Source organism: Pseudomonadales bacterium (genome assembly GCA_041395945.1).
In the GTDB taxonomy this organism is placed as follows: domain Bacteria; phylum Pseudomonadota; class Gammaproteobacteria; order Pseudomonadales; family Azotimanducaceae; genus SZUA-309.
In genome coordinates this window covers 2,978,785-2,992,345 of record JAWKZN010000001.1, presented here as the reverse complement: position 1 = coordinate 2,992,345, position 13,561 = coordinate 2,978,785, and the positions used below count along the sequence as shown (strand labels likewise).

Here is a 13,561-nt window from a genome sequence, read left to right as displayed (position 1 = left end):
CCGCTGTTGTCTGGCATTTTTCTCAGTCTGTTGTCCGCCACTCCAGCCCTGGCTGATGGTCCCCTGCTCATGAACCAGATACAGGTGCTCGGCAGTCACAACAGCTACAAGAAAATGATGCGCGCAGATGCATTTGCGGAGCTGCAGGCCGGCAATCCCGAGGTAGCAGCTACCCTCGAATACGGTCATCCGTCCCTGACCGAGCAGCTGGAACTGGGCCTGCGCAAACTCGAACTGGATGTGTTCTACGATCCCCAGGGTACGCTGTTTCCCGCTGCGCAACCGGGCAACGGACCGCACAGTCTGTTCCCGGTGCTGCACGTGCAGAACCTGGACGATCAGAGCAATTGTGTGAATCTGCTCGTGTGCCTGGACGAGATTCGAGCCTGGTCCGAGGCAAATCCGGATCATCTGCCACTGTTTCTCTCGATCAACGCGAAGGATGATGTGATCGATCGGCCGGGGTTTCTGCATCCCCTGCCGTTTGCCGAAGATGCCTGGCTTGCGCTGGATGCGGAGCTGCGCAGCGCACTGGGACCGGGTGCATCGGATAGCGGCGCTGCGGGTCCCGGAATGTCCCCCGAGCCGCGCTCACTGCTGATCACACCGGCGGAAGTGTTTGCAGATGGCGGTCTGCGCTGGCCGGAACTCGACGCTGCGCGCGGACGGATACTGGTAGTGCTCGATGAAAGTGGCGAGAAACTCGCCAGCTACAGCAGCCGCTGGCGCGAACGCGCCATGTTCGCCAATCTGCCGGAAGATCATCCAGGGGCTGCGATCCTCATCGTAAACGATCCGATCAACGACTATGGGCGCATTCAGCGACTGGTGCTGGCCGGTTTCATCGTGCGTACCCGGGCCGATGCGGACACCCGGGAAGCGCGCAGTGGCGAAACTCTGCGGCGCACCCGGGCATTTGCATCCGGTGCTCAGCTCATCAGCACAGACTACTATCTGCCGGCGGAGCATTTCGGCACGGGTTATGTGGTGGCCATCACCGGCGGTGCGCGCTGCAATCCGCTGCTCACCGCGACCGGCTGCACGATCAACAAAGTGCCTCGCGAGGAGCCGGTACTGGTCGAGCCCTATCTACAGATACCGCAGAGGTAAAGCGTTTTGAAACTGACAGTCTTCACCGCAGCCGCTGTACTCGCCGCAGGTGCGGTCAGCGCATCGGCACTCGCCGCCCCCGCCGTCACAGAAAGCCTGGACGCCCATCAGCAGCTTGCGCGGGACATCTACCGACAGCTGATCGAAATCAACACCACGGATTTGGCCGGCGACAACACGGCGGCCGCGCGCGCCATGGCCCAGCGACTGCTGGCGGCAGGCTTTGCGTCGGAAGATGTGCAGGTGGTCGAACCCGTACCCCGCAAAGGTAATCTCGTCGCGAGGCTGCGCAGCCCGGCCGCTACCGCTAAACCTGTTCTGCTGCTGGCGCACATCGATGTGGTGGAGGCGGATCCGGCGGACTGGTCGGTGGATCCGTTCACCTTTCTCGAGAAGGACGGCTACTTCTACGGACGGGGGACGAGCGACGACAAGGCCATGGCGGCAATCTGGACCGCCAACCTGATCCGCATGAAGCGGGAGGACTATCGACCGGACCGGGACATCATCCTGGCGCTCACCGCAGACGAGGAGGGCGGCGCCCACAACGGGGTGGTTTATCTGCTCGCCGAACACCGGGATCTGGTGGATGCTGCCTTCGTGCTCAATGAAGGCGGTGGTGGCGCGATCCGCAATGGGGTGAGGGTTTCGAACTCGGTACAGGCTGCGGAGAAGGTGTATCAGAGCTATCGGCTCGAGGTGACCAATCCGGGTGGCCACAGCTCCCTGCCACGTGCAGACAATGCCATTGTGGAGCTGGCGGAAGCCCTGATCCGGATCGCGGCGTTCGAGTTTCCTGTGGAATTCAATGAAGTGAGCCGGGCGTTCTTCGGGCAGAGTGCGGAAACTCTGCCTGTGCGGGAGGCGGGCCTGATCCGTGGACTGCTGCAGGATCCGCCAGATATCGAGGCGGTCGCTTACTTTTCGAAGATTCCTGCCTACAACGCACGGATGCGCACGACCTGCGTGGCTACTCAGTTCGATGCGGGTCATGCGGAGAACGCGCTACCGCAACGTGCCCGGGCCACGGTCAACTGCCGCATTCTGCCCGGTGTGGATCCGGCCACGGTGCAGGCGACCCTCGTTCAGGTCGCAGGCAATCCGGAAATAGAATTCACCCCGATCGCAGAAGCCCGACCCAGCCCGGCTTCGCCACTCACCGAAGAAATCATGGCGCCCATTCAGACACTCACCGAGGATATGTGGCCGGGTGTGGTGGTGATTCCCAGCATGAGCACAGGCGCCACGGATGGTCTGTATTTCCGCAACGCGGGGATTCCCGTGTACGGGGTGTCCGGTCTGTTCGGCGACATCGACGACGTACGCGCGCACGGACGGGATGAGCGGATGGCGGTGACGTCCTTCTACGAAGGACTGGCATTCCTTGACCGGCTGGTGCGTGCCTACACCTCAGACTGATCAGCGGCTGGCCGGCAGTGCGCAGGCCACCAGATGATCATCCATCTTTGATCCCCTACGGGCATGTCCGCCCGCAGCGATCACCACGAACTGGCGGGTAGTACCGTCGGCGAGATTGACGCTGCAGGTCATCGGGGTCGCCTGGAGACTGGCGGGGTTCCCGCTCGGTGGCCAGGGTAGCCTCGAAACTCTCACCACAGCCAGTGAGGCCGATGCTCAGTGTGAGCAGCATGGCGCGGCAGTAGGTATTGCGCAGTGATTTCTCATTGGGCCTGATCTGTCGTGTAGCGTTCCTGGAGCCGGCGCATGCCGTGCAGCCAGCGATCGTAGTCGCCGGTTTTGCGTTTCATGTACTCGGCGACTTCGGGATGGGGCAGTACCAGAAAGGTCTCATTACGCAGTGCTTCAATGACTGCATCCACCGCCTGTTCAGGTTCGATCATGCCATCGACGCCGGCGACGCCCGGCCCGTTGGCCGTCATCGCGGTGCGCACGGCCTGGGGGCAGAGCACGGAGACCTTGATGCCGTCTGCACCATGGGTGATCGCGATCCATTCTGCGAGGGCGACGGCGGCGTGTTTGGTCACCGCGTAAGTCACCGACCCGATCTGTGACAACAGTCCTGCGGCAGATGCGGTGTTGAGCAGGTAGCCACCCCCCCGGGCCTTCATGCGCGGCACCAGATGCTTGGCGGCGAACACATGGGACAGGGTGTTCACTTCCCAGATCTTCTGCCACACCGCCACCGGTTCATCGAGCCCGCGACCGATTCCGATACCCGCATTCGAACAGAACAGATCGATGGGTCCGAACTGCGACTCGGTGGATTCGATCAGCGCCAGGATCTGCTCTTCGGATCCGACATCGACCGCCATGCTCCAGCCGTCGATGCCCTCTGCCACCTTGCGGGCACCTTCGCCGTCCAGATCCGCTACCACGACTTTGCGGGCACCTTCCTTGTGAAACCTTTGGGCCATGGCGCGACCGATGCCGCTGGCGCCCCCTGTGACCACGATGACTTTTCCGCTGACTTCCATGCTTGCCTCTTTGATTTCGCTCAAGTAATGCGCAGGAGAACATTAGACCTCGACGGGGATTGAATCTATAGTCAAGGCACCTCATCAATTTCCACAACCAATGCAGAACTCACCCCAGAGTGTGAAGCGAAGAAAAATACTCGTGGTCGACGATGACGAGGCCGTGCGGCTGGTGACCTTCGAGATGCTCAGGCGTCTGGGATTCGATGTGACCACCGCGGATTGCGGTGAGCGCGCACTGGAGCAGACCAGCCATCAGTCCTTCGATCTGGTGCTGCTCGATCTGGCCATGCCCACCATGTCGGGCATGGAAGTCTTCAGCTCGCTGCGGGAAAGAGAGCCGGAAGCCCGGGTGATTTTCATGACCGGTTACTCAAAAGAAGAATTCAGCGACGTGCTTGCCGCCAACCAGAAAACCACATCTGTGTTGTCCAAACCTTTTCCGATGCAGGAATTGAAGAGCTCTGTCGAAACCATGCTGGCGCGCTGAGGCTGGCCGATGCCGCGAACCCAGCGGTCGGAATTTCCCGGGATGCATCCATCATGACGGCCCCGTTCACGCTTTCTGATCTGGAATCCGCCGCTGCCATCGTCGGCGAAACCATGGCGCCGACACCGGCGCTGGCCTGGCCGCTGCTGCGCGAGCGCGCTGGTATCGAGGTATGGGTAAAACACGAAAATCACACCCCGACCGGCGCCTTCAAGGTACGCGGCGGTCTCGTGTACGCGCGGCGACTCAAGGAGCAGGGATACCGCGGTGGACTGATCACGGCAACCCGGGGCAACCATGGTCAGAGTGTGCCATTCGCCGCATCCAGAATCGGTGTGCCGGTCACCGTGGTGGTGCCGGAAGGCAACAGCGCGGGTAAGAACCGGGCGATGCAGGCCTGGGGTGCGGAGCTGGTGGTACACGGTAAGGATTTTGATGAGGCGCGGGAGGAAGCCGGACGACTCGCTGCAACCCGGGGCTTGCGCTTCACACCTTCTTTTCATCCGGACCTCGTCTGCGGTGTGGCGACCTGTGCGCTCGAGCTGTTCCGGGCGGTAAAAGATCTGCACACAGTGTATGTACCCATCGGTATGGGCTCCGGTGTCTGTGCCCTGATCGGCGTGCGGGACCTGTTCGGGCTGCCAACCCGCATCGTCGGTGTGGTCTCCGCCCATGCACCCGCCTATGCCCTTTCTGTGGCCCAGGGTCGAGTGGTGAAGACCAGTGAAGCCCGCACCTTCGCCGATGGTATGGCCTGTCGGGTCCCGGATCCCCAGGCGCTGGACATCATCCGCGCGGGTGTCGAACGCATCCTGCTGGTGACAGACGACGAGGTTGCGAACGCGATGCGGGTGTATTTCGAAGACACCCGCAATGTTGCGGAAGGCGCCGGTGCTGCCGCGCTGGCTGCCCTGCTGCAGGACCGTGACAATGGTCTGCTGGAGGGTGAACGTGCCGGCGTGATCCTTACCGGTGGTAATGTGGACAGCGGGATTTTTGCAGAGGTGCTCAGTGGCTCCACACCCAGGGTTTAGGCTGGGCTTGTGCAGAGCCTGGGTGCTGCCTGTTCTGCTGATCTGGCTGCCCTTCGCAGCCGCCGCACCGCTTCGCCACACAGTCAGCGCAGACGGCCACGACCTCGCGCTGTGGTCGAAATCCCCGGACATGCCACGCGCCGTGATGGTGCTGATCCATGGGCGCACCTGGAGCGCACGCCCGGACTTCGATCTGCAGGTTCCGGGAGAGGACCTTTCACTCATGGACGGGCTGGCTGCCGCCGGCATCGCCAGTTACGCAGTCGATCTGAGAGGCTATGGCGAAACACGGCGGGATGCATCCGGCTGGCTGACTCCCGCCAGAGCGGCGGCGGATGTCAGTGCGGTGGCGGGCTGGGTGGCGGAGCGCCACCCGACGCTGCCCGGGCCCTGGCTGTTCGGCTGGTCTTACGGCGCAATGGTTGCCCAGCTCGTTGCCCAGCTCGTTGCCCAGTCAACGCCTGAGCGACTTGCCGGGGTGATTCTGTTCGGATACCCGGTGCGTCCGGGTGTGGACGTGTCACCGGAGTCCGCGGAGGATCCACCGCGTGTGCCCACCACCCGGGCTGCCGCCCTTGCCGACTTCATTCTGCCCGGCACCATCAGTAGCCCCGCCCGGGAGGCCTTCGCGGTGGCTGCGCTGGCTGCTGATCCCGTGCGCGCCGACTGGCGCGCCCTCGAACAGTGGCGCCGGCTGGATGCGCAGGCGGTGACTGTGCCCGTACTGCTGTTGCAGGGGGAGAAGGATCCGCTGGCGCGAGCCGACGTGCACAGCGAACTGTTCAACCGTCTGGGCACCGCAGACAAAGCCTGGGTAGTCATTCCCGGCGGCGACCACGCCGCCTTCCTTGAAACACCCAGACCCTATTTCCTCAGCGCACTGACCAGCTTTGTCTTCCGCGGCCGTTGAACAGCCGTTCCTGAGTGGCGGGGGACACCCCACTGCGACGGAATTCGATGCTCTGCAGCGTGCGGGCGTTGCCCTCGAACATCGCGGTGAAGGCCGCCCTTCCATGATCCGGCTGGCGCTGCAGGGATCCGATGCGCTGATGGTGAAGCTCTGGTATCCGAAGAAACTGTGGTCGTCAGATCGGTTGCGGCCCTACAGCGAGCGCTTCCGTCGTAATGCCCAGCGGTTTTCCGAACGGGGCTTCGATGCACCGGTGGTACTGGGCTGGGGCAGGCTGTCCGGGACGAATGTGCGCTACCTCAGCTACCGGGAAATACCGGGGGACGCCCTGCGTGATGCTTCCGGTGCACTTGATCTCGACGCGCTCTCAGGATTTCTGCTGCGCCTCCACGATGCCGGTATCAGTTTCCGCGCGCTGCATCTGGGCAATCTGCTGCGCACACCCGGCGGTTTTGCGCTGATCGACATTTCCGACTGTCGTTTCCGGCGGGGGCCGTTGAGCTTGCGGGAGCGTGCCAAAAACCTGAGCGGTCTGTGCGCGCATCCCACAGACACGGATCGATTCGGCAATGGTGCCTGGTCGGACCTGGTGATCGCCTACGCGCGTCTTGCCGGGATGTCTCTGCAGGATGCCACCCGACTGCACCACAAGGTGCGCACCCATGTGAAGCGCTGGGATGCCCGGCGTGCCCGTGCGCGTGCCCGCACGCGCAGGCGACAGGCGGTGAAGGAGAGGGTTTAGGTCGGCGGTTGGAATGTCGAAGCAGGAGGGTGGCAGGGGTGTACCGGGACCTCGCGCAGCCCTTCCAGGGTGCCACTGCTCTGCGGACTAGCAGCCTGTTGATAAAGTCTCGAAAGCTCAGAGGTTCTGGCGCGCGGGCTGGCAAGAGGCACCTCGAAGGCAATGTTGGTTACCTTGCCAAGAGGTGCAACGTAGTCAGCGCGCGCGCCGGAGCCTCCCGGAGGGCGCGTCATACGGGGTCTGTGGACTGCGTTGCCCTCCTTGCCAAGGTAACCAACATTGCCTGCGGAGTGCGCCTTGCCACAAACCCCGTATGACGCGCTGAGCAAACGAGACTTTTTCAACAGGCTGCTAACCTCGTGAGGAACACGAGTCAATCCGCTGCCGCAGTGCTGCGCTACACGGTCCCGGCACCCCCCTGCCACCCTCCTGCCGCTACAGCCTTCCGGTGCTCGTTATCCATCCTCCCCCGATATCTCGCTTCGTAAGAATTCGCACGTGCTCATTATTCCCAATCCACGGGCGACTGACTGGATGAGGAACGCTCGAAAGGAAAGAACACAGATTCTGAGGCGGACTCGGAAGCGCGCTGCAGATGCGGGTGTGGGGCGGGGTATGGCGGACCGTGTAGCGACGCCAACGACGCCGAACAGACCCGCCTCGGGGCTGGTCGGTTGAGGCGGGCAGCGCGGAGCGCCGGAGCGAGGTCCGCCATACCCCGCCCCACCCCCGCATGTGGATCACTACTCAGCCAATGTCTCGTCTTCGAATGCCTCCACCCACTCCCGCACCCGCCGCTCGAGTATCTGCAGCGGCATAGCGCCACCACCCAGCACTACATCGTGGAATGCCCGGATGTCGAAACGATCGCCTAGCGCCTTGCGTGCATATTCGCGCAGCTCGAGGATCTTCATCATGCCGATCTTGTAGGCGGTGGCCTGACCGGGCCACACCAGGTAGCGACGCACTTCTGACCGGGCGGCACCATCGGCGATGGCGGTGTTGGCTCTGAAGTAGGCGACGGCCCCTTCCTCGGTCCAGCCCTTGGCGTGCAGACCGGTATCCACCACCAGGCGCACTGCGCGCCAGATCTCGGTGGTGAGCCTGCCGAAATCGGAATAATCGTCCTGATACGCGCCCATTTCCTTCGCGAGCTGCTCCGCATAAAGTCCCCAGCCCTCCGTGAATGCCGTGTAGAACGACTGTGTTCGGAACCGGGGCACACTCGTGAGCTCCTGAGCGATGGAGATCTGCATGTGATGCCCGGGGTTGCCCTCGTGATAGGCGACGGCTTCCATCTGGGATTTCGGCATGGCGCGCATGTCCGAGAGATGGGCGTAGTACACACCGGGCCGCGAACCATCCGGCGCGCCACGGGAATAATGCTGGGCGGCGCCGTCCTGTTCGCGGAAGGCTTCCACCCGCTTCACCACCAGATCGGCTTTCGGGAGGAGGCCGAAATAGTCGGGCAGGCGTCTGCTGATGAAGGCGAGGTAGGCTTCCGTGTCGTCAATATAAGCCTGCCGGCCGCTGTCTGTGTTCGGATAGTAGAACTGATCATCTGTTTTCAGGAAGGCGAAGAACTCCTGGAGATTGCCCTGAAAGCCGACCCGTTTGCGGATCGCTTCCATCTCACCGGTGATGCGCTCGACTTCCCGCAGTCCGATCTCGTGTATTTCTTCCGGATTGAGATCGGTCGTGGTCATGGCTTTCAGGCGCTGCCGATAGTAGGCGTCGCCGTCCGGCAGAGCGGCGACGCCGCGGGCGCGCTCATCGGCGTTGTCGATGTCGGTGTTGAACCAGTCGATGAGCCCCTGATAGCTGGGCGCAAACTGAGACAGCAGAGCCTCACGCACTCCCGCACGCAGTGCCTGCGCCGTCGTCTCATCGATACTGTTCGATTCGCGCAGTGCATCAATTTTGGAGTTCGCATCCGCCCACAGCGGCGCATCCTCGCCATCGCTGGTGAACGGCGCGCCGGTGACGAGGGCGGTTGCTTCTTCGATTACGGCTTCGTAGGCGAACGCCGGTGGGCGCACGCCTTCGGCGGCATGCAGCTTCGCCCGTTCGAGAAGTTGCGAAATGCCTCGGGAGATGCCGCCGATTCGCTGGATATAGGCGCGCATATCGCTTTCGTCGTCCACTTTGTGGAACCGGATCAGGAACTGGGCTGCGCCGGACTGGGCGCCCTGCATCTGGGTGAACACGTAACTCCTGCGACGGAATTTCCGGGCTTCCAGCGCGGATTCGTACTGGTAGATCCACAGGTCATATGAAGTTTTTGCTTCTGCTTCGAGGGCATCGTAGTCGAAATTCGATCTGAGTTCCGCGACGCTTCTGCCCAGCCACTCGAGCTGGCGGTCGCCTTCCGCTTCACTCAGATCATCATATTCATCGTAGCGTTCTTTGCGCGCGAGCTGTGTCAGTGCAGTGGGGCTCATCATCAGCCGCTCTTCGAAGCGGACGTCGAACCAGTCGTTGAGACGTTCTGTTTCGGTCCGGGTTGCTGCGGCTTGCGTTGTCGAGGTGTGAGGTGCTGCGCCATTGTCCGCAGGGACTTCCTGCTGGCAGGCACCCAGGGTGAGAAACAACAGCGCCGCGGCCGTGGTTCTGATCATTGGACTGGTCCTTTTCACAGGCCGCATTGCACTCAGGCCACCACACCGGCCCGGGTGAGCGCGTCGATTTCGGTGCTCTCGAGTCCGGCGGCAGCCAGCACCCGTCGTGTGTGCTCACCATGTGCAGGACTGTCGGAAGCTGCCGGCAGTCGATCGCCACCGAATTTCGCGGGTGAACGCACCCGCCGGATTCTGCCGAGGTGCGGATGGCGGGTTTCGTCGAGGGTGCCGTTTGCGGCCACCTGAGCATCGGTGAGCACTTCTTCCTTCGTCAGGCAGCGCGCGCAGGGCACATCATTGTCTGCCAGTCGAGTCAGCAGTGTTTCAGTGTCCAGCGCGGCGAAGGCGGCCGCCATCAGGCCGCGGTATTCGGCCATGTTCTTCATCAGTTCCGGCAGCGTGGAAAATCTCGGGTCAGTGGCCATCTCCTCCTTGCCGAGCGCGCGATACACGCCCATGCGCTGCGCGGGTGTGCTGGCGGAGATGGTCACCGCCCCATCGCTGGTGAGCGTGAGTTCATAAAGGAGATCGGCGAGCAGCGGCTGGAAGACGGCGTCTTCGTCGAGCAGGGTGTGATTCATGAAAGCATCCGGGAACAGGAAGAACAGACTCGAGTCGAGCATGGAGAGATCGATGTGCTGTCCCGTATCCGTTCGCTCCCGCTGAAACAGCGCCGCGGTCAGTGCCTGACAGGCGGTATACGCGGTGATTTTGTCGCACATCAGGTTGCGTACGAAGGCCGGGGTCTCACGGCCCTGACTCGCCGCGATACCCGCATGCGCCTGCACCACCGGATCGTAGGCGGGAGCATTTGCCAGCGGACCCTGGGTGCCAAAGCCGGTGATGGCAACATAGATGAGTCTGGGATTGGCGGCCCGCAAGGCATCACTGCCGAGGCCCAGCCCGTCCATCACACCCGGGCGGAAGTTGTGGATCACCACATCGGCGTCCCTGGACAGTTGCGCGGCCAGTGCCTGGCCGCGAGGATCCTTCAGATCCAGACGCACAGATTCCTTGCCGCGATTGCAGTTTGCAAACAGCCCCGACATGCCCGCCTTGCTTGTGCCGATCCCGCGCATGGGATCGCCGGTCTCGACGGGCTCTATCTTGATCACTCGCGCACCCTGCTCGGCCGCCATCATGGCAGCCAGCGAGGCGGTGATCATGGTAGAGAATTCGATGATGGTGATGCCTTCGAGGGGTGCCATGTCAGCTCTCAGTGGACTCAGGTCGGGGGAGGGTCCCGCAAGGTGAGGCCGTTGGCAAGCGCGGGGGGTGTGAGAGGCGGGGTCGCGTCGATCGAGCTGGGTGTGCGGCCTGGATCAGCAGCCGTGAAACGGGCGGCTGCAGGAATCATCGCGCGTCGACATCAGCTGCCCGTCCAGTTCGGTGCACGTTTTTCGGCAAACGCCTTCGGTCCTTCCTTGGCGTCGTTGGAGCTGAACACCTTGCGGGAGAAGGGCTCCTGCATTTTCCACAGCGTTTCTTCGTCGTACCCCTGGGCGACGGCGCGCACCAGCGACTTCGACGCTGCGACAGCCAGTGGCGCATTTTCAGCGATCCGATTCGCCCATCCGATGGCGGCTGCCAGCGCGCCACCTGGCTCTGTCAGCTCACTGAGCATGCCGGATGCCATCGCTACTTCTGCGGTGATCGGCTCACCTGTGATCGCCATCTCCATGGCCCGGGTATAGCCGACCCTCGCGGGCAGACGAAAGACGCCACCGGCTGCTGCGAAGAGTCCCACTTTCACCTCGCGAATACCGATCTTGGCCCCCCTCGAGGCAACCAGCAGATCGCAGGTCAGCGCGATCTCGCAACCGCCTGCAAGTGCAAAGCCTTCAATGGCAGCGATCAGCGGTTTCGAGCTGCCTTCGCGTATGAAGGTGGTGAGTGGACCGATGTCTTCGCCCCGTGCGAACGCTTTGAGATCCATACCGGCGCAGAATCCGCGACCGCTGCCGGTGATGATGCCCGCCGTCAGCGACTTGTCTTCGTTGAGCTCCTGCACTGCGTTCAGGAGCCCGTGGGACAGCGCTCCATTGATCGCATTCATTGCTTCCGGGCGATTCAGCGTGATGATCATGACACGATCCCGTCTTTCGACCAGGACGGCTTCTTCTTGGGTGGACTGGGTCATGTTCGGGTCGTCCGATGGTGGCGATGTCTGCATGGTCGCTGGCACTCAACGAGAGTTCAAGTCCCGATCCTGCCCATTCTGATCCTGATAGATGTCACAGGGCGCAGCAGAGTTGCTGCTCGGAGGTGCGCAGGCATCCCGTACAGCCGTGGGATCCCACTATTGGCGGGCTCACGCAGGTGATCAATGATGCTTCATTATTATTCTGCAAACGGGATGATTGGATGATTCAGGAAGTTTCCGGCGACATTCTGCTCAGCAGCGCGCAGGTCATCGCCCACGGCGTGGCACCCGGAGACCATTTCAACCAGGGACTTGCGCTGAGTCTGCGTGAACGCTACCCGGCGATGGCCAAGGACTTCCGCCATTACTGCCAGCTCTCGCATCCAAAGTCCGGAGAGCTGTGGACCTGGGCAGGCGCCGATGGCAGGTGCATCGTGAATCTCATGACCCAGGAGGCGCCCGAGTCGAAACAGTCCCACCCGGGGCCGGCGACGACGCACAATGTGAACACGGCGTTACGTAACCTGCGCCATCTGATCGAGGCCGAAGGCTTTACGAGCGTGGCACTGCCAAGGCTTGCCACCGGGGTCGGCGGGCTGAGCTGGGAGGAGGTTCGGCCGCTGCTGGATAATCATCTCGGCGACCTGGATATTCCGATATTCGTGTACACGATCTACCGTGCTGGAGAAGCCGGGGAAGGCTGAAACAGTTTCTCGAAACGGTTTCGAGCGACACTGGACAGTCCCGATGCCCTGCCCGATTCTCGATTGAGAATACCTACCAGTGGCTCACCGTTCTAACACGGTGCTGGTCAATACTCCCTCTGTTTCAGCCAGTATCCCAATCTCTGCATCGCTGATTTAGGTTTTCCACGATGCAGAAATCTGATGGCGTGTAATCGATTCCTATTCGGCCGCCGGTGCAATCACCCGTTGCGAATACCACAATGCCAGATCGCAATCGGCCACAGCCCGGAAATGGCGACCAAGGCTCGGTCCACCAGGGCTGGCACGTACTGCACTGGTGAATTGTGCCCAGGATGAGACGCTGTCGTTTGCTGCGAGTAATATCGCATCAGCGGAGGTTGGCCCCTGAGTTATGGGATTCATCATGAACATCGCGTTCGGGGCGTTACCGCCCAGGCTACCGAGTACGTCTGCGATGTGGCTACGAAGGTCCTGCCAGTCTTCAGGCCCGAAACCGGAGTTGGAACTGCAGGCAAAGGCTGAAACGAAACCCGGCTTACCATCGGGCGTATAGCCATCGCGTTGGAACACAGTAGTCAGATTGTTGAGACCTGCGGAACAGTCAACCACCGCATCGAAACGGGCCCCCACGTCTGCCATATCCGCTGACGCGGTTTCTGCTTCTGTCGCGGCTGCGAAGGCAGCCAGACTGCTGTGCGGAGTCATCCACACCATCTCAAAAGGCAGATTTCCCTTGAACAGTGACAAAAGGTAAGACGCGCCCAGCTTGATGCCAGCCTTATCTGCCTGTCTGACGTAGTAGTCCCGGGCAGCCAGCAGATCCTTCATGCCTTTTCCGGCGTTAAAGTTACAGGTGTAGGTTTCCATGACCGGTGTCTGCGGTGGTTCAGCAGCGTTTGCGCTGAAACCCGCAGCCACCAGGATCGGTAGTGTCGAAAACACCATTGTTTTCTTTAGTCGATTCGTTATCTTCACAGGATATCCTCTCATTTCGCGTTATTAGCTTGATGAAGAAGGATGAAAGGAAGGTAATGCAGATGATTCGACAGGCTTTATAGGCAATCTGCCGGCGCTCCTTGATCTCAGCCTCTCCCGTGAAGGAGTATACAAAGATAACAAGCTTGTTACGAGATTCAGTGATCCGGTGGATTCACGACATGAACAGCAGATGTCTCAGGGTGTGTCCGGAAGCTGGTTTCTGAACAGAGTTCGGATCGTAAATCTCCGCAATCAGGGCAGAGTGCGTTCACCTGGAAGGCTCCCGCCGATGGTCTGCCAGGCCAGCAGCGCCCCCGGACCTCAGGCAGGCTCCGCGCCGCGCGACCTCGAGGCACATGAGGTAAGACGGGTC

General features: G+C 61.6%; 13 protein-coding genes. 7 read left to right on the top strand and 6 right to left on the bottom strand.

Going from position 1 to position 13,561, the window contains the following annotated elements; all coding sequences use genetic code 11:
* The first annotated feature begins 69 nt into the window (after positions 1–69).
* Together R3E82_13685 and R3E82_13680 are read left to right on the top strand one after the other, a co-directional pair.
* Complete coding sequence (locus tag R3E82_13685; GenBank protein ID MEZ5551941.1) at positions 70–1,110, top strand: Ca2+-dependent phosphoinositide-specific phospholipase C; 1,041 nt, start codon at positions 70–72, stop codon at positions 1,108–1,110.
* Positions 1,111–1,116: 6 nt separating this feature from the next.
* Entirely contained in the window at positions 1,117–2,529 is a 1,413-nt protein-coding gene (locus R3E82_13680; GenBank protein MEZ5551940.1) for a M20/M25/M40 family metallo-hydrolase, read from the top strand.
* Here the strand turns inward: R3E82_13680 and R3E82_13675 are convergent, their stop codons facing one another.
* Together R3E82_13675 and R3E82_13670 are read right to left on the bottom strand one after the other, a co-directional pair.
* The gene (locus tag R3E82_13675; protein MEZ5551939.1) at positions 2,530–2,661 is read right to left on the bottom strand and encodes a hypothetical protein; all 132 of its coding nucleotides are present in this window, start codon (positions 2,659–2,661) and stop codon (positions 2,530–2,532) included. It lies immediately after the preceding gene.
* A 131-nt stretch (positions 2,662–2,792) separates the two neighbouring features.
* The gene (locus R3E82_13670) at positions 2,793–3,566 is read right to left on the bottom strand and encodes an SDR family oxidoreductase (GenBank protein ID MEZ5551938.1); all 774 of its coding nucleotides are present in this window, start codon (positions 3,564–3,566) and stop codon (positions 2,793–2,795) included.
* Positions 3,567–3,687: 121 nt separating this feature from the next.
* Here R3E82_13670 and R3E82_13665 point away from each other — a divergent pair, with 121 nt between their 5' ends.
* Genes R3E82_13665 through R3E82_13650 form a run of 4 tightly spaced genes read left to right on the top strand, consistent with a single transcriptional unit; the run spans position 3,688 to position 6,742 of the window.
* Positions 3,688–4,056: a response regulator gene (locus R3E82_13665; GenBank protein MEZ5551937.1), complete on the top strand. Its 369-nt coding sequence runs from the start codon at positions 3,688–3,690 to the stop codon at positions 4,054–4,056.
* Between the two features lie 53 nt (positions 4,057–4,109).
* The gene (locus R3E82_13660; protein ID MEZ5551936.1) at positions 4,110–5,090 is read left to right on the top strand and encodes a threonine dehydratase; all 981 of its coding nucleotides are present in this window, start codon (positions 4,110–4,112) and stop codon (positions 5,088–5,090) included.
* A 22-nt stretch (positions 5,091–5,112) separates the two neighbouring features.
* Positions 5,113–6,000, top strand: a complete 888-nt coding sequence (locus tag R3E82_13655; protein ID MEZ5551935.1) for an alpha/beta fold hydrolase — start codon at positions 5,113–5,115, stop codon at positions 5,998–6,000.
* Entirely contained in the window at positions 5,981–6,742 is a 762-nt protein-coding gene (locus R3E82_13650) for a hypothetical protein (protein MEZ5551934.1), read from the top strand. Before R3E82_13655 ends, R3E82_13650 begins: the two co-directional genes overlap by 20 nt.
* Before the next feature lie 743 nt (positions 6,743–7,485).
* Here R3E82_13650 and R3E82_13645 read toward each other — a convergent pair.
* The 3 genes from R3E82_13645 to R3E82_13635 form a co-directional block, all read right to left on the bottom strand.
* Complete coding sequence (locus R3E82_13645; protein ID MEZ5551933.1) at positions 7,486–9,360, bottom strand: DUF885 domain-containing protein; 1,875 nt, start codon at positions 9,358–9,360, stop codon at positions 7,486–7,488.
* A gap of 32 nt (positions 9,361–9,392) precedes the next feature.
* On the bottom strand, positions 9,393–10,568 hold the full coding sequence (locus R3E82_13640; protein ID MEZ5551932.1) for a CoA transferase: 1,176 nt from the start codon (positions 10,566–10,568) through the stop codon (positions 9,393–9,395).
* Positions 10,569–10,729: 161 nt separating this feature from the next.
* On the bottom strand, positions 10,730–11,500 hold the full coding sequence (locus R3E82_13635) for a crotonase/enoyl-CoA hydratase family protein (protein ID MEZ5551931.1): 771 nt from the start codon (positions 11,498–11,500) through the stop codon (positions 10,730–10,732).
* A gap of 224 nt (positions 11,501–11,724) precedes the next feature.
* On the opposite strand from R3E82_13635, the gene R3E82_13630 reads away from it, so the two are divergent.
* Complete coding sequence (locus tag R3E82_13630) at positions 11,725–12,207, top strand: macro domain-containing protein (GenBank protein MEZ5551930.1); 483 nt, start codon at positions 11,725–11,727, stop codon at positions 12,205–12,207.
* Between the two features lie 201 nt (positions 12,208–12,408).
* On the opposite strand, the gene R3E82_13625 is transcribed toward R3E82_13630, so the two are convergent.
* Complete coding sequence (locus tag R3E82_13625; protein ID MEZ5551929.1) at positions 12,409–13,155, bottom strand: hypothetical protein; 747 nt, start codon at positions 13,153–13,155, stop codon at positions 12,409–12,411.
* Positions 13,156–13,561 lie beyond the last annotated feature (406 nt).

Coding starts and splice junctions, on each gene's coding strand:
- R3E82_13685 (MEZ5551941.1), top strand. CDS start 70: ATGAACCAGATACAGGTGCTCGGCAGTCACAACAGCTACAAGAAAATG.
- R3E82_13675 (MEZ5551939.1), bottom strand. CDS start 2,661: ATGACCTGCAGCGTCAATCTCGCCGACGGTACTACCCGCCAGTTCGTG.
- R3E82_13670 (MEZ5551938.1), bottom strand. CDS start 3,566: ATGGAAGTCAGCGGAAAAGTCATCGTGGTCACAGGGGGCGCCAGCGGC.
- R3E82_13660 (MEZ5551936.1), top strand. CDS start 4,110: ATGACGGCCCCGTTCACGCTTTCTGATCTGGAATCCGCCGCTGCCATC.
- R3E82_13645 (MEZ5551933.1), bottom strand. CDS start 9,360: ATGATCAGAACCACGGCCGCGGCGCTGTTGTTTCTCACCCTGGGTGCC.
- R3E82_13640 (MEZ5551932.1), bottom strand. CDS start 10,568: ATGGCACCCCTCGAAGGCATCACCATCATCGAATTCTCTACCATGATC.
- R3E82_13635 (MEZ5551931.1), bottom strand. CDS start 11,500: ATGACCCAGTCCACCCAAGAAGAAGCCGTCCTGGTCGAAAGACGGGAT.
- R3E82_13630 (MEZ5551930.1), top strand. CDS start 11,725: ATGATTCAGGAAGTTTCCGGCGACATTCTGCTCAGCAGCGCGCAGGTC.
- R3E82_13625 (MEZ5551929.1), bottom strand. CDS start 13,155: ATGGTGTTTTCGACACTACCGATCCTGGTGGCTGCGGGTTTCAGCGCA.